The organism is Lactiplantibacillus sp. C232, from assembly GCF_023806725.1.
Classification (GTDB): domain Bacteria; phylum Bacillota; class Bacilli; order Lactobacillales; family Lactobacillaceae; genus Lactiplantibacillus; species Lactiplantibacillus plantarum.
In genome coordinates this window covers 41,763-58,356 of sequence record NZ_JAMSKZ010000015.1, presented here as the reverse complement: position 1 = coordinate 58,356, position 16,594 = coordinate 41,763, and the positions used below count along the sequence as shown (strand labels likewise).

Below are 16,594 nucleotides of genomic sequence, written 5' to 3'. Positions count from 1 at the left end.
GCTAGTTACAGATAATTTAAATGACTTAATTCTAAACGGACTACTGACGCACATGACGTTGGTAGTCTTTTTTTTGACGCGAAATAGGCTAAAACTTGATGAGCGTCAAGTTGGTTTGCTTTGGAGGTGACTATACTAGAGTCATTCAAGTGATAGAAGGGGGAGGTGAAGCAATCAGAAAGTTAGGATAAACATTGAAATGTAAGCGCCGTCATCAAAAACTATCTTGAAACTAGCTCATGAGCAGTCAATCGGCCGAGATTTGCTAAGCGGGGCAAGCGTAACGAGTGGGGATGTACCCGTACCAATTCGATTTAATAAGACAAATACACAATTAGTACGGTGGTTAAGGTGGTATACCGGTGTCGAAAATAATACAAAATATAAAAATACAAAAAAATACGTTTTTTTTTAAAAAATTAAAAACGCTCCAAAGCCCGTCGTTAACGCTTGTAAACCATAGAAAGTTTCGCAAAATTTCTAATGATAGATAAAATCTATCGATAAAAGCGTTTACATTTTAAAAAATCGTGATTACAATAAAGTCGTAAAGTTGATAATTAAAATATATCAGAGGAGGACATTACTAATGGCTAAAATTAGTGGTTCAGATGCCGTATTAAAAGTAATTCAGAAGTGGGGCGTAAAACATATTTATGGTTTGCCCGGTGGGTCGTTCGATTCAACGATGAACGCCATCTATAATCAACGGGAAACGTTGAAGTACATCCAAGTACGTCACGAAGAAGCTGGTGCGATTGCCGCTTCCGCTGATTATAAGCTAACTGGAAAGATCGGCGTCTGCTTTGGTTCCGCTGGCCCTGGTGCTGTCCACTTACTGAACGGATTGTACGATGCTAAGGAAGATGGTATTCCAATGTTAGCAATCGTTGCACAAGTTCCTACTAAGCGGATGAACATGGACTTCTTCCAAGCAATGAATGAAGAACCGATTTTTGACGATGTGGCTGTTTGGAATCGGACTGCGATGACTGCTGAGAGTTTACCGATGATGACTGATGAAGCCATTCGTCAAGCGTATGCCCACAATGGTGTAGCTGTCTTAACGATCCCTAAGGACTTTGGTTGGGCTGAAATTGAAGACAACTTTGAAACGAACGCTAGCGTGCACACTGTTAACTATCCTGCACCAACCGCTGAATCAGTTGCTGATGCGGTTAAATTAATCAAAGCTGCTAAGTCACCAATGATTTACTTTGGCGTTGGCGCTAAGGACGCGGCTGAAGAATTAAAAGCTGCTTCTGAAAAGTTTAAGATGCCACTTGTCTCTTCAGTATTAGCGAAGGGGATCATTGAAGACGATTATCCCGCTTACTTAGGTTCCACGGGACGAGTCGCACCTAAGCCGGGTGCCGAGATTGGCTTTAGTACGGATCTAATCCTCTGGGTCGGTAACAATGTCCCATTTAGTATCTTCTTATTTAATAAGAAGGCTAAGGTCATTCAAATCGATATTGATAGTGAAAAATTTGGTAAGCGCCACCATACGAACGTTGCTATTCAGGCGGATGCGAAAAAAGCTTTAGCGGCGATCAATGCAGCTGGTGAAGCGCGCGATGATTCAGCCTTTTATGACGCTGCGGTTGCTGATAAAAAGAACTGGGACAAATGGCAAGCCAGCTTCAACGATAGCACTGAATCACCAGTTCGCCCCGAACCAATCTTTGATGTCTTGAACCAAGAAGCTAGTGACAAAGCTGTTTGGGCTATCGATGTCGGCAATGTTAATATTAACTTTGAACGCTTGATCCGAATGCACGATGACCAGAAATGGGCAACTTCTGGGATTTATGCAACAATGGGCTTTGGGGTTCCTGCTGCACTGGCTGCTAAAGTCAACTACCCAGATCGGGACGTCTACAGTTTGAGCGGTGACGGAGCTTTCGCAATGCTGTCAGAAGAAATCTTGGCACAAGTTAAGTATAACTTGCACATTATCAACATTGTCTTCAGTAATGAGACCTTAGGCTTTATTGAAGCTGAACAGACTGATGATAGCCATCAACCACTCTCTGGTGTCGATTTGCCAGATACTGATTGGGCCAAGGTTGGCGAAGGCTATGGTGCCGTTGGTTATACCGTTCGGACCAAGGCTGAATTCAAGCAAGCCCTTGAAGACGCTAAGAAGACGGATAAGCCAGTTGTCATTGATGTGAAGTTAACGCATGCAATGCCATTTACAACGGAACATATGTATCTCGATGACGCATGGCAAGATAAAGACAAGATTGCTGAATTTGTCAAGAAGTATGATGCTCAAGCGTTGAAGCCGTTCAGCTACTTCTTAAAACAAGCTCAAACAAACTAATTTGGATAGATAATTAACGAAAGAGGACGCGATTATCGCGGCTCTTTTGGTACATAGTATTAAGTGTCGCTTGCCATTGTGGCGGTGACAACATACCAAGCTGTAGAGAACACTACGTGAACGTTCGGGAGGTCGCACAGATGCAAGTAATCAATTTAGATGCCCATCGATTAAAGATGCTGGCACCACAACCGCCACTGGTATTAGCTTTAGGTTTCTTTGATGGTGTGCATCAGGGCCACCAACGCGTGATTCAAACAGCGAAACGAATTGCGAAGCAGCGTGATTTACCACTCGCTGTGATGACGTTCAATCGACACGCGTCACAACTGTTTAAGTCCCAGACCACTTTTCGGTATCTGAATACCGTCGCGCAAAAAAGCCAACATATGGCGGCGCTACAGGTGGACCGACTATATATTACGGATTTTAACCACCAATTTGCTGGCTTGACACCGACTGCGTTTATTAAGGATTACCTTGTCGGGTTGAATGCGCAAGTTGTTGTGGCGGGGTTTGACTATACGTTCGGGCAGGGTGGCGCAAATGGGATGCGCGAACTCGCGGAATTGGGCGCCCCGTACTTTGAAACGGTCACGGTGGATCGCTTGGCTAATCAGCAGCTTAAAGTCAGTTCTACTCGGATCCGGGGGCTGATTGCTCGGGGGCAGATTGAACAAGCTAATGATTTATTGGGGTACACTTACGCGACACAGGCGACATTCGATCCGTTGACTAGAACGATCCAACTTGCAAATCGGCAACAGCAGTTACCAGCGGCCGGTGATTATCGTTGTTGGTTAGTTAGCGCTAATTATCGACAGGCAGTCATTCTGCGAGTCACCACGACATTAAAAATTATTTCGCCATACCAGTTGCCACCGGAAACCACGGTATTAGATGTGGACGTTCAGTGGCAGCAGCGTGCTTTGCAAGTGGTCAGTTCTGTCTCAGCCCAGCATCAACAATCACAATATAGTAAAGCTTAATGTAGACCACCCTGATCTGTTTGATGGGGTGGTTTTTGATTGTCGTTAAGTCGGTAAGTTATTCGTGCTAGACCGTTAGCGATATTTGATAAAACTGAGTATCGGGTGTGTGCTTGATCCTATTTTTCTAGTCCATAGATAGTTTCACATGAAATAATCGGATAAACACAAAATTGGCGCTGAATGGTGCCCCGTTTTGTGTACTTGTAATTTCACTTACGAAAAGTAAGCATATTAATTGCATTTATAATTGAAAGCGATTTATAATACGTTTGTTAAATGAATTGAACCAAGCAGACAAATTGGTTCTAAGTCGAAGGGATGAATAGTGATGACAAAGATGATTGCAGGACAAGCTTTAGTTAAGGTTTTAGAGGCGTGGGGTGTGGACCACATCTACGGGATTCCCGGCGGTTCAATCAATCATACCGTTGAAGGTTTGTACCTTGAAAAGGCCGATATTGATTATATTCAAGTACGGCATGAAGAAGTGGGGGCCTTAGCAGCCTCGGCAGATGCCAAGTTTACGGGCAAAATCGGCGTTTCATTTGGTTCTGCGGGTCCTGGTGCAACGCACTTATTCAACGGTTTGTATGATGCCAAGATGGATCACGTTCCTGTATTAGCACTTGTCGGACAGGTACCACAAGCGACGATGAACACGAATTACTTCCAAGAAATGGATGAGACCCCAATGTTTAGTGACGTGGCGGTATATAACCGCACTGTCACGACGGCCGGACAATTACCATATGTCATTAACCAAGCGATTCGTGAAGCATACCGGCAAAAGGGACCGGCAGTCGTTATCATTCCTGAAAATCTCTCAGCGGAAGAAATCGATTATCAGCCGGTATCGACGCCTAACACCGTTTCAGATACGTTTGAACAACGGGTCGATCCTCAGGCCATTACGGCAACGTTAAAGATGCTAAAAGCAGCTAAGCATCCATTAGTTTACGCTGGTCGGGGTCTTCTTGGTGCTAAGGCAGACCTGGTCAAGTTTAGTGAACAATTCAATATTCCAGTCATGAATACGGTCCCGGCGACGGGGGTTATTCCAACGAGCCACCCGAATGCAATTGGCACGTTTGGCCGGTTGGGTTCCAAATCGGGGTTCGAAGCACTCCAACACGCTGATTTGATTTTGTTCCTGGGATCTGAATTTCCATTTGCTAGTTTTTGGCCTAAGGGGATTAAGATTATTCAGGTCAACAATAACAGTTTTGATATCGGCAAGATGGTCCCAATCGATTACGCCGTCATCAGTGACGCCCAAGCTTATTTGCAAGCGATGATTGCAACTGGCGAAACGTTACCTGAAACAGCGTGGTTAACGACTAACCGGCAAAATAAACGTAATTGGGATAAGTGGCTCCAACAATTGGCTGCTGACGACCATGATGGACTAGCGCCGGAAGCGGTCATGCACAAAGTTGCTAGTATGGTCGGCCCTCGTGATACCTACGGGGTCGACACCGGTAACGTCTCCGAATGGGCTGTCCGGGGGCTCCCAATGGATCAGGAGCAACGCTTTGCCTTATCTGGCCTCTTCGCAACCATGGGATTTGGACTACCTGCTGGGATGGCTGGTGCCTTAAGTGTTCCAGACAGCCAAGCGTGGAGTTTCTCAGGCGATGGTGGCTTTGCGATGGTAGCGCCAGATATTATCACGGAAGCACGTTACGGCTTGCCCGTTATTAACGTGATTTTCAGTAATCAACGGTTTGGTTTCATCTATCGTGAGCAAGTTGATACGAAGCAACACTTGTATGGTGTTGATCTAACGGATGCCGACTGGGCCAAAGTTGCAGATGGCCTTGGTGGGATTGGTTTTACTGTTCAAAATAATCAAGAGGTCGAAACCGTCTTTGACCAAATCAAGGCGCTCCAAGCGAAGGGCAACAAGCGGCCAATCGTTGTGAACGCGGTCATCAAGAATGATGATCCAATTGGCACAGCTTACATGCCACTAGATCCTGAATTATATGGTCAAGCAGAAGTTGACGCTTATGCCAAAGCCAACCACATTGATATTAAGGAACAGCCATCATTAGGCGCCTTACTACGAGCACAGGGTGATCAGCTATAGTTAAAGCCTGAAGGGCTAGTTAGACCACTGGGCAAAGCTTCAGTTAACCTAATATTATTAAAAAGCCGCCAGTATCGGGTATGACCTGATACTGGCGGCTTCTTAATTGTTCAGTTAGGATTTATTTTTGATTAAAGCTGCCATCTTCCACGTCACGAATGAATTGTTTCAAATGGTCAAAGTAGACGGGGGCGTTGTCGATCATGTGGTGATGACCACCATTTGGCGTCGTTACTAAGCGTGAGTTAGGAATATCACGAGCCATGCGGCGGGCCGAAGCTAATGGCATTGTTTCGTGTTCACCGAAAGTTAACAGGGTCGGCACTTTAATGTTGTGAATCTGATCGCGAATATCCCATTCCTTTAACTTCCCAGTGATAACGAATTCATTATCACCTTGAAAGGCGTTGTATACAGGAGTGGCAGTGGTGTTGATCAAATGGCGAATTGAAGTGGGTTGTTTGCGGTCAACATAGCCAGCGTTCAGAACGTCCACGTACTTCTGATATTGGGGATCATTCCAGTTGCCTTCCGCTTCCTTTTGCTTCATGTAAGCAACAGCGTCAGCCGGTAGGGCTTCTTCACGACACTTGTTAACGTTGACAACGTATTCCTCAATGTTATCGACCATACTTGAAATAATGGCGCCTTTTAAGTGTTGACCATACTTGAGCGCGTACATCATTGTGAGGGCACCGCCCCAAGACTGACCAATCAAGTAGAAGTTATCGAGTCCTAGTTTTTGTCGGACTTCTTCAACTTCATCTAAGAAGTAGTCGTAGGTGAGATATTTCTTAGCAATTTCAGGATCTGAGTAGTCGGGTTGATCCGAATACCAGGATCCTAATTGGTCGTACATTGAAACTTGGACGCCTAAATCTGCCAGTTCCTCACCAAAGTTTTCCCAATATTCGTGATTGCCACCAGGGCCACCGTGTAGACATAATAATTGAATGTCGCCTTTGCCCTGAGTATTCGTCCATAAATGGTAGCCATTATCCAGCGTGATGATTGTCGTTCCTTGTTTCAAATGATCACCTAATTTCTTCATATTTTAATTGTTATCTTACCACTGTTAACTAAGCAGGGTCAAAGAGACTAGGCAATCATAAAGAATTGCATTAAGTAGATAATTGGTAAGGTCGTGTTCACTAATTAACTGAATCAGTACGTTAACGTCATAGTAGCTGAGTATGGGAGGGGACTTCGGTCGAAACGATATAAAAATAATAATTAGAACGGGCCGTTTAGTCTGAATTTGGTTTATACTAGTTATTATGCTGGTCGGTACGACTGATAGACCAAGTTTCAGTCGTATTGTGACCGATTGTACACAATTGATTTGACGAGCGGTTACATTTTCAGCGATAATAAGTAAACTGCTCAGCACAGAAAGATGTAATATTACATTCTTTAAATTCAATTGCGGTTAGTTAACCAATATGAAATAATGGGTTAACTAATTAGAGATGGGTGAGATTGATATGGCAAATCAAGTCGCAGTTTTACGCTTGTTAATCCAAGCGGCGCCCGCGTACTGTTCGGGTGACTGGTTGGCACAACGACTTGCAATCAGTCGAACGGCTATTTGGAAATTAGTGCAAGGATTGCAAGCGGCGGGCCATACTATTGAGAGCCGGCATGGGCGAGGTTATCGGTATGTGGCCAATAATCAATTGAGTGCGCCGGTGATTGAATACGCGCTTACAGCGTTACCACCGTTTGATTTGACCGTGCTACCAACGGTTGATTCAACGAATGCCTATTTACGGCGGTTAGTCACGCAGACGCCTTTAGCACTTCCGAAAATCGTGGTTGCGGATACGCAAACTGCTGGTTACGGTCGGTCGGGGCGGGCATTTTATTCGCCAGCACAGACTGGAATTTACATGAGCATTGGGTTACCACTCAGTGACCAGAAGGCGTTAGACGCTGGTTTGTTGACAACGAGTACTGCGGTAGTCGTTGCTCAGACGCTGCAACAGCTGTTTGCGGTTGACGTTTCATTAAAGTGGGTCAATGATGTGTTAGTCAATCATCACAAGGTGGTTGGTATCTTATCAGAAGGCATCACTAGTCTCGAAACGGGGCAAATTTCAGCAGTCATTATTGGAATTGGCATTAACTTAACAACGACAGCTTTTCCAGCGCTACTAGCGCACAAAGCGGGCGCAGTCGTTGCCAATCCAAATGGTGTGACGCGCAATCAAGTGATTTGTGAGCTACTGCGGCGCTTTTTCAATAGCTATGGGACTTATCGTAGTGGGACTTTCATGGACGCTTATCGGAAACTCTCCATGGTGATCGATCAACAGGTCGAGTTGAAGAGCGGAACGCAAAAGTATCGTGGAGTCGTCACGGATATTGATGCACACGGGGCGTTAGTCGTCAAATTAGAGACTGGTCAGAGCCGTCATTTTAGTTCTGGTGAGATTACTAAGGTGAACCTCTTGTCCGGTGGTTATCATGGCTAGCAAGTTTGTAAAATCAATTTATCAAGTTACCGAACGAATCGCGTCAATCTTTTAAAATGATTTCTGATTCAATGTTTTACTGGTTCATACTGTTGTATAGTAGAAGTTAGTCACAAGTAGTGCTAATCAATTTCAATTTGATTAATTGAGCTGTTTGGTACGTCGAATCAACCTTAAATTGTTGATAACATAGGAATGATAACGGATGGATTAATAGACTCACGTTTGATTTATTTATATTGTAATTAAGTTCGGGGTTATATGTGTTTAATCAGCATAATGAATAAAGTGGTTAATAAAAATAATTAATGAAGTTTAAATAATGCTGGTCAATGCGGTCATTTACATATTATAGTAAAGGTACCGAAGCACTGGTGGGTTAGTTAATATTTGTAGAGACAATTCAAGGGGTAATAGGAATATGAATGAAAATTTGCGGAGCGTAAATATGAGCCGAACAATGAGTCGGATGAATCGACACCGGATGAATCCAAGACGTTATATCACCGGATTTGATGGTATCCGGACATTGGCGGTGCTGGGTGTCATCATCTATCACTTGATGCCGGCCTCACTACAAGGAGGTTACTTGGGAGTTCCGATCTTCTTCGTCGTTTCAGGTTATTTGATTACGGATATTTTATTACAAGATATTTTGAGTCGGGGGCATGTCCGGATATGGCGGTTTCTCGGACACCGGATGCGGCGGCTATATCCAGCATTCGTGACGATGTTGTTAGGGACAACAGCCTACATTACGCTGTTTCAACGGTCATTATTGACGAACATTCGGGCTACCGTATTAACGAATTTAGTCTACGTCTATAATTGGTTTGAAATCAATCACGGTCAAAGTTATTTTGACCGTTTCAATGGTGAATCACCGTTCACTCATTTGTGGTCGCTCTCAATTGAAGGACAATATTACTTATTCTGGCCATTAGTGATTGGTATCTTGATGGTCATCTTCAAGAAGCGTTCACGGGTCTTCTGGTTTATGATGATTGCTGCGGGTATTTCAGCGATAACCATGGCAATGTTGTATGATCCAGCGAATACGAATCGGGTGTACTACGGAACTGATACGCGGATGTTTGCAATCTTGTTAGGTTCTGGCCTTGCGTTTATCTGGCCATCACGGGAATTATCGGCGGATATCGCTAATGTTAATCGAGTGACACTGGATATCTTAGGCGGTGCTTCGCTAATTGCAATTATTTGGATGTTTTTCCAGATGTCCGGTCAATCTGATTTCACTTATCGTGGCGGTATGTTACTATTCACAGTCCTATCAACAGTGTTAGTTGCAACGGTGGCCCACCCGGCTAGTCATCTCAATCGCGTCTTGACGAATCCGTTGTTTAAGTACGTTGGGCAACGTAGTTATGGGATCTATCTCTACCAGTTCCCAGTGATGATTTTCTACGAAACTAAAGTTAAAAACATTGGTGATCATTTACTCCTCAATAGTTTGATTGAAGTTGCCTTAATTTTGATCGTGACGGAATTGAGTTATCGGTTTATTGAAAATCCAATGCGGCACTATGATTACAGTCGGTTATTGGTCGACTTCAAAGATTTCCTCCGCAAACCGAAGTTTAACCGCGTGACCACTGCGATTGTCGCTTTGACCACGGTCTTATTCGTTATTACGGCGGTTGGTTTCGTTCAACAGCCAAGTAAAGCGGAAGCTAACAAGAAGACTGAATTACAAAAGACGATTGCAGCTAACTCTAAAGCGGCTGATAAGAAGAATGCGGCGGCGCTCAAACGGCAAAAAGCTGCCCAGGCAGCGGCTGCTTCAAGCAAGAAGGTTGCGACTGAAAAGATGCAGACCAAGCAGGCTGAAGCGAAGTTGAACTCGAAGCAGAAGCAGGTGGAAAAGGAATACGATTTGAAGCCACAAGTTGTTCTAGCGATGGCCAATACGGATCTGACAGCCATTGGGGATTCGGTGTTACTGGATGTTTCTTCCGATCTTCAAGATGTTATCCCGGGTACGGTGGTTCAAGGTCGCGTTGGTCGTCAAGTGACGGAAGTTCCTGGAATCATTAATTCGCTGAAGTCGCAAGGGCAATTAGCCCATAACGTCCTATTGAACATTGGGACTAACGGGACAATTACGGATGATCAAGCTGAACAAGTCGTTAAACTGATTGGTAAGGATCGTCAGATTTTCTGGGTAACGGCCCACGTCCCAACACAGAGTTGGCAAAATCAGGTCAATGCTCAAATTGCCAAGACTGCTAAGAAGCATGCGAACGTGCATGTTATCGATTGGCATGGTCGTGCGCAGAATCAAAGTGGTTGGTTTGCAGATGACAATGTTCATCCAAATACGACTGGTAATCGCCAGTTAACGAATTTGATTGCGAACCGCATTGCCGAAGTTAATAACAATTAAAGATGAGTTCCAGCTTACGTTGATGGTAAGCTGGAACTTTTTTTGGCTAGTTCCGGACAGGTGGTGGTGTCCGACCTGGTCATGATAAGTGGCTGTTTAAGTTGAAGGTACACAAAAGGCCCACCAGTTAACGGTTGTGTGGTTAGTTGGTAGGCCATAATTAGTTAGTCTGTTATTTTTTTCATTGGGACGTGTAAGCGAATATCGTTCAAGTTAAGTGAGTACTGTAGGTCTTGATTGCCACGAATCGTCATCTTCATATCAGTTGCGTAAATGACTAGTCCGAGTTGATGCCCCTTCAGCAAGTGGTGGAACAGCGGTTGGAGATCCACAGAAAAGTCATAAAAGACATTTGGCTGAATCGCTTCTGCGTGCCATGGGTGGTGGCGGTTCTGTAAGTTAAGATGCCCCTTAGTAATCATCTTGAACGGCGTCTCACCCGCTAACTTGAAGCCCTTCAAATCATCTTCGCGCCAGTGGTAACCTAGATCAAGCGCTTTTGCAGCCAGCATTTGTGGGCTGACAGTCAAACGGCGCGCGGCCCCGAAGTCAATCAGCATAAAGCTCAACATGCCGAAATTCTTATTAACGGCGACAGAGCCCGCAACGTGCGGAATACCCACTAATAATTGATCCTCAGGTGCCTGCCAAGACTTGAACAAGAGGCGGTGATCATAGAGCGGATTTAACTTATCCTCTTGCAAGAGGTCGCGCTGCCAACTATCCAAATGATGCTTATAGTGGTCGAATAATTTGTCAGGCAATTTATCAGTAAAATGAGCGGCGCGTTGGTCAACTGTATGGTCAGCAGGAACTAATTCTTTGTACTGAACCTTAAAATCTAAAGCGTCGGTTGTGTCTTGCCACCAATTGTCATAGCCGTGCCAAGTTTGGGCTTGCGTGTTGTCTTGTACCAAGACGTTAGGCAAGAGTGTCTCCGCATGATTATCTAAACCATATAATTTATGGCTTAGCCACAAGTTCATCATGTCGGTGAAATCGAGCGATTGTAAGTTATTGATATAAATATGTTGTCCCTGGTGCAAAATGAGCTTTTTAGTAACGGGAACTGCCTGTAATTTATCCCATAAATTAGCTACGTTTCGGGGCTTAACGTTCCAGTCGTTGAGCCCGTGAACCATGATGATGTCCGCCTTAATTTTGTCAACGTTCTTGAGATAATTGCGTTCATCCCAGAAACGGTTATAGTTACCGCTTGCTCGGTCTTGGTCGGCAGTCAGTTCTGCCAGTTTCTGATCAAACGCGGGTTGGATCTGGTGAGCGTCACCGGCTTTTAAGCTTCGTGAGAAGACCTCAGCGGCGAGAACATCGGTGTCTTCGCCCTGGAACGTATCGGGAGCGACAACCAGGCCATTATCTCGATAATAGTCGTACCAGCTTGAGATGGCGGCCTCGGAAATAATCGTCTTAAGGCCAGCCACGCCCGTCGTAGCAGCGGCAGTTGCGAGGGTACCGAGGTAAGACCGGCCAGTCATAGCAACGGCGCCGTTGCACCACCAAGCTTTGATAGCGATATTGCCATCACGATTGGTGAAGGCTTGGCGTTTGCCAGTCAACCATTCAATAATTGCAACTGTTGAGGTCGTTTCATCAACGTCACCGGTAGGGGCTAGCCCATCCGAGTCGATCGAACCGATTCCAGCTGCATAGACGACAGCAAAACCGCGCGCTAGAAAGTAATCATTGAGCGTGTAGGACTTTTCTCGGCTGAAAGTCTCCTCTGCTGTATCGGTCGTCGTGGTCGCGGTTCGAGCGGCTGGTAGTTGCGCCGTTGTTGGCTGGAACTCAACATCCGCATAGGTATTTTCGTCCGGTTCCTTTGCAGTCAGGGGAACGTCTACGTTGTGCATTTGAGCATCGCCAGCTTGGTCGTTGATGCCCTGATTATAAGGACTAGCGGTATAGAGAACGGGAACTTTTAAGCCGGTTTCGGTCTCAGCTGGCCGAAGGATTTCAACTTTGAGCAGGTCCCGTTGGCCGTCGTGGTCAGTATCTAAAGGCGCTTCAACGTAGACGACGTCACGAATGAGCGCGTTGGTATCAAAGACGGCTTGGGCCTTACCATTGAAGAAGAGTGGCTTTTGATCGTTAGGTAATTGGTAAAATGGTACAAAGTAACCCCGGGTCGTGAGTGATTCAATCAAGGTTTGTCCATTATTCCCACGTGTATTTAATAATAGGTACCAAGCATAATAGAGGGCTTCACGATCAAAGGCGCTATCACCGACCATTGGCAAGTGAATATCGCGCATCGCCAGCAATGAATCGGCCAATTCAAAATCTTGACCAGGTAGAAAACCCAGTAACTGAAGTCCCACATTATAAAAGACTTGATTGTTCACGATAGTTGCATCGGCGAGCCATTCTGATAAAGTGTGCTGGCTGGTTGCCATGATGTTATTAAACTTGTGGGTCAAGCCGCTTGCCGTGTGGACTTCTGGTAAGCTTTTAGCTAGCAATGCCTGGTAGACGGCTGGAACAGTCGTCAGGGCGTCCATATCAGGCGTAATAAAATGAATTTTCGTAAGTTCGGCAATCGCGGTTTCCGAATCAGTCGGGACGATTGCAAATTGATTATTTTTCATAAGTAAATTCCCCATTAAGTATTATTAGAAATATTATACCGCTAATTAGTCGAGAACCAATGCTTCTTACTGACAAGTTTATAATGTTGTGGTAGGTTAATTGCAAAGTGAACTATCGAATGGAGGAACTAAGATTGAGTGATTTTCCAATTTTATATACGACCCAAGCAGTTAATGAAGACGGCATCGAAGGACACGCATATATTCCCAATGGTCTTGAGGTGGCCGTATCTAGTCCACTTAAGGCGGTGCCGGGCTCGAATCCGGAACAATTAATCGGATTGGCGCTCAGTACATGCCTTAACGCGACGCTGGAGGCAATCGAAAAGGAGCACGGCCAGACACATCAGAGCAAAGTCGTGACTACGGTGAAGATGTCGCGTGACCGTTTTGGGTACCAATTTTTCCTAGATGCTCGGGTCACGATTCCGGAAGTGGATGCTGAAACGGCAGCACGGTGGCTCGCGATTGCGGAAACGCGTTGTCCCGTTGCCAAGCTCGTTGGGCCATCAGCTAACGTGACGATTCAATTGGCTTAACCGTTGTGATATGGCCGCAGTAATCATTAATCGTAGTTTGTAAAAATGTCAGGGGATTGATTAAAACGTGGTTCGAGTTGGCAGCGATTAAAACTGCCAATTCGAACCACGTTGGTGTTAATGATGACTGCGAATTTGCTTGAAAAGTTGGCGTAAGCTTGGGTGCTGACAGTGATGATTAGTAACCGCTGACTGAACTTTATCGACCTGTTGTAGGGCAAGTTGCTTCGTTTTTTCGCGTTCGATTTTGAGCTGCTTGCTTAGTGCTCGCGATTTCCAAAAGCCGTTGATGCCGACGACAACTGGAATAATGTGTAATAAGGTTGTGGCGGGAATGAGCCAGGGATGCTTACTGAATAGTTGAACGACCTGGGTATGATGCTCATGAAGGTCGTCATGGATCGTTTTAGGTGTTAACATGATTAAACCACGCTCCTTAATTAAGTATCATTATCATACCTTAAAATGTAATCGTTGTCATCGTTAGCTGGCTGACAATAGTTAAAGCGCCCATCTCAAGTTGATCGATCACTTGAGATGGGCGCTTTTAGTTAGTACAAATCTAGATTGTTACTCATCAGCTTTATTCATGCGACTATGCCGAATGCCATAGCCAAAGTAAATGATGAGACCAAGGAGGAACCAGACTAGGGATGCCAGCCAAGTTTCCATGGATAGCTGGGTCATCATGAACAGGCACAGCAAGCCAGAAATAATTGGGAGAACCGGGTAAAGTGGCACGCGGAAGCCCTTGATCGCGTTGAGCTTGGGATTACGCCGTAGTAGCAAAATTCCAAAAGAAACGAAGGCGAAGGCAATTAATGTCCCGATATTAACCAAGTTTGCCAATTGGTCTAACGGAATGAGACCAGCAAGAATTGAAATCACGATTGTAACCGTCAACATGGCGTTTTTAGGGGCGTGGTGCTTATCGATTTTACCTAAGAAACGTGGGAGTAAGCCGTCACGGCCGATTGAATATAATAGCCGTGAGCTACTGTAGATCATCGTAACCATCATTGTGAACATGCCGGCGAGGGCACCAATCGAGATAATACCGGCAACGAAGTTTTGATGGACGAGTTGTAAAGCGAACGCCACTGCATCGTCAACGTTCAACTGTTTGTACGAAACCATCCCGGTCAGCACTCCTGAAACGAGAATGTAGAAGATGGTACAGATGACTAGGGTCCCAATGATCCCAATCGGCATGTTGCGCTTGGCATTTTTAACCTCGGCTGCCGACGAAGACACAGCATCAAATCCTAAGTAAGCGAAGAAGACGACCGCGGCGCCCTTGAGGATTCCCGTCCCACCAAATGGGGCAAAGGGTGTCCAGTTACTTGGTTTAACATAAAATGAGCCGACTAATAAGAACAACACAATGATTGCTAATTTTACGACCACAATAATATTGTTTAATCGAATCGACGTTTTTAGGCCGGTATCGATAATCCAAGCAATCAGACAGACAATCAGAATTGCGATCACGTTGATATAGGTCCCGTGGGCGGGGTCAAACGAACCGGTGATGGCTTTCGGTAACTTGAGGCCAAAACCAGCAATGAATGAATTAAAGTACGCGGCCCACCCAACGGCAACGGTCGCAACGGCTAGGACGTATTCGAGTACCAGAGCCCAACCAATGATCCAACCAATCATTTCGCCATAGACAATGTTTCCGTATGAATACGCGGAACCGGCGATTGGGAGCACCGAAGCAAACTCGGCGTAACACATTGCGGCGACGGCACACACAATGGCAGCCAAAACGAAAGATAAAATAATCCCGGGTCCCGCTTTTGTTGCGGCAACCGTTCCGGGTAGGATGAAAATCCCGGTCCCAATGACGGCACCAATCCCAAGTGCAATCAGATCGACTGCGGAGAGGGTTCGTTCAAAATGACTATCTTTTTGTAAATAGCGCTCCAAATCTTCTTTTTGGAAAATGCGCTGGAAAATCCCCATAACATGGACCACCTTTTTGGTTATTTGTAACAGTTAGTTGTCATTATCGACAAATCGTCATGTCAATATGATACCGTGGTTGATTATTAAAAGTCAATTAGAATCAGCCTTTTATTATTAATAACTCAATGGGATACGGAGCAAGATAGCTGGTTAATCATCATAGAAGCTGGTGACATTGCGACTGTCGAGGCAATGTTCGTGCTGACAATAGATTTGATGACGATAACGCGTAACCAGTCATGGTGGGGATTTAAAAAGCGTTGTGATGGCCGAATTACTAGTCATCACTTAAGCCGGCGGTAACGGTGCTAAGCTGAAGAGAAACGGGTCTGAATATGCGGTTGGGTAGCTGTTACTATTGTTATTTATAAGTTGATACTTTGTTATAACGAACGGTAGTCAAAGAATACACAAGGATAATACATTAAACTGTTAATTGGATTCGCCAAAGCTTATAATATTGTTATCAATAGAAATTTAATTTTAGAATGGTGGGATTAGGATGGGAGCGGCGATTGATATTACCGGTCAGCACTTCGGACGCTTAATAGCTGTTCACCGAGCGGGCCGGGCCAAGAATGGTAATGCGCTCTGGTTTTGTCAGTGTCAGTGTGGCCGGACGTGCGTGGTGGATTCCTACGTTTTGCGGCACGGCAAGACGCGTAGTTGTGGCTGTCTAGCCGTGGAACAGAGTCGGCAAAATATTTTTAATAATCCGCAAGCAGTTTCGCATATGGGGGACCCGCGTAATTTGAAGATTCGTGATCACCATACAGATGTGAGTTCAATCAAGAAGTCGAAGCGTAACACGAGTGGGGTCGTGGGCGTGAGCTATGACAAACAGTCAGGTTCCTGGGTTGCGCACTTCTACTACAAAGGAACGTACATATTAAACAAACATTTTGCGCATTTTGAAGATGCGGTTCGGGCCCGGCACGCTATGGAACAGCAATATTTAACGTCATCTGATAACTGAAACTGTCGGATGCCCACGTTAGGATTCACTAGCAAATTGTAGGCTAGCTAATATTGTGGATAATATTTGAAGGAACTGAAGTCGGTTAAGTGTCGAAGGGCTTCGACGTAATGTGTGCTTAGTCTGATGAGGATGGATGATAAATTTTAATGAGTTGAACAACGGGACTGGCAATCCGCTGCTCAACTTTTTGAGTCGGCACTAATCAAGCTTA

General features: G+C 45.1%; 11 protein-coding genes. 7 read left to right on the top strand and 4 right to left on the bottom strand.

The genetic code is table 11. The features are described 5' to 3' along the window. Window positions 1-589 precede the first annotated feature (589 nt). From spxB to MZO41_RS13095, 3 genes are all read left to right on the top strand, one after another. The gene (gene spxB / locus MZO41_RS13105; RefSeq protein WP_003641101.1) at window positions 590-2,329 is read left to right on the top strand and encodes a pyruvate oxidase; all 1,740 of its coding nucleotides are present in this window, start codon (window positions 590-592) and stop codon (window positions 2,327-2,329) included. Between the two features lie 140 nt (window positions 2,330-2,469). After that, window positions 2,470-3,318: an FAD synthetase family protein gene (locus MZO41_RS13100; RefSeq protein ID WP_003644002.1), complete on the top strand. Its 849-nt coding sequence runs from the start codon at window positions 2,470-2,472 to the stop codon at window positions 3,316-3,318. A gap of 331 nt (window positions 3,319-3,649) precedes the next feature. After that, entirely contained in the window at window positions 3,650-5,410 is a 1,761-nt protein-coding gene (locus tag MZO41_RS13095) for a thiamine pyrophosphate-binding protein (protein WP_024002948.1), read from the top strand. Window positions 5,411-5,531: 121 nt separating this feature from the next. On the opposite strand, the gene MZO41_RS13090 is transcribed toward MZO41_RS13095, so the two are convergent. Continuing rightward, window positions 5,532-6,440, bottom strand: coding sequence for a proline-specific peptidase family protein (locus MZO41_RS13090; RefSeq protein WP_003644004.1), 909 nt, complete (start codon window positions 6,438-6,440; stop codon window positions 5,532-5,534). Window positions 6,441-6,894: 454 nt separating this feature from the next. Here MZO41_RS13090 and MZO41_RS13085 point away from each other — a divergent pair, with 454 nt between their 5' ends. Further along, window positions 6,895-7,884: a biotin--[acetyl-CoA-carboxylase] ligase gene (locus tag MZO41_RS13085; RefSeq protein WP_003644005.1), complete on the top strand. Its 990-nt coding sequence runs from the start codon at window positions 6,895-6,897 to the stop codon at window positions 7,882-7,884. A gap of 421 nt (window positions 7,885-8,305) precedes the next feature. Beyond that, a complete protein-coding gene (locus MZO41_RS13080) occupies window positions 8,306-10,288 on the top strand; it encodes an acyltransferase family protein (RefSeq protein ID WP_003644006.1) in 1,983 nt (660 codons plus the stop codon). A gap of 164 nt (window positions 10,289-10,452) precedes the next feature. Here the strand turns inward: MZO41_RS13080 and MZO41_RS13075 are convergent, their stop codons facing one another. Next, window positions 10,453-12,894: a Xaa-Pro dipeptidyl-peptidase gene (locus MZO41_RS13075; protein WP_252129689.1), complete on the bottom strand. Its 2,442-nt coding sequence runs from the start codon at window positions 12,892-12,894 to the stop codon at window positions 10,453-10,455. A 119-nt stretch (window positions 12,895-13,013) separates the two neighbouring features. On the opposite strand from MZO41_RS13075, the gene MZO41_RS13070 reads away from it, so the two are divergent. Next, entirely contained in the window at window positions 13,014-13,433 is a 420-nt protein-coding gene (locus MZO41_RS13070; RefSeq protein WP_003641108.1) for an OsmC family protein, read from the top strand. A gap of 117 nt (window positions 13,434-13,550) precedes the next feature. Here MZO41_RS13070 and MZO41_RS13065 read toward each other — a convergent pair whose 3' ends face one another. Both MZO41_RS13065 and MZO41_RS13060 read right to left on the bottom strand, forming a co-directional pair. Next, window positions 13,551-13,853, bottom strand: coding sequence for a hypothetical protein (locus tag MZO41_RS13065; protein WP_003641109.1), 303 nt, complete (start codon window positions 13,851-13,853; stop codon window positions 13,551-13,553). A 150-nt stretch (window positions 13,854-14,003) separates the two neighbouring features. Further along, complete coding sequence (locus tag MZO41_RS13060; RefSeq protein WP_003641110.1) at window positions 14,004-15,401, bottom strand: amino acid permease; 1,398 nt, start codon at window positions 15,399-15,401, stop codon at window positions 14,004-14,006. Window positions 15,402-15,906: 505 nt separating this feature from the next. On the opposite strand from MZO41_RS13060, the gene MZO41_RS13055 reads away from it, so the two are divergent. Continuing rightward, window positions 15,907-16,380 (top strand): AP2 domain-containing protein, encoded by a 474-nt coding sequence (locus MZO41_RS13055; RefSeq protein WP_003641111.1) that lies wholly within the window; start codon window positions 15,907-15,909, stop codon window positions 16,378-16,380. The last annotated feature ends 214 nt before the right edge of the window (window positions 16,381-16,594 follow it).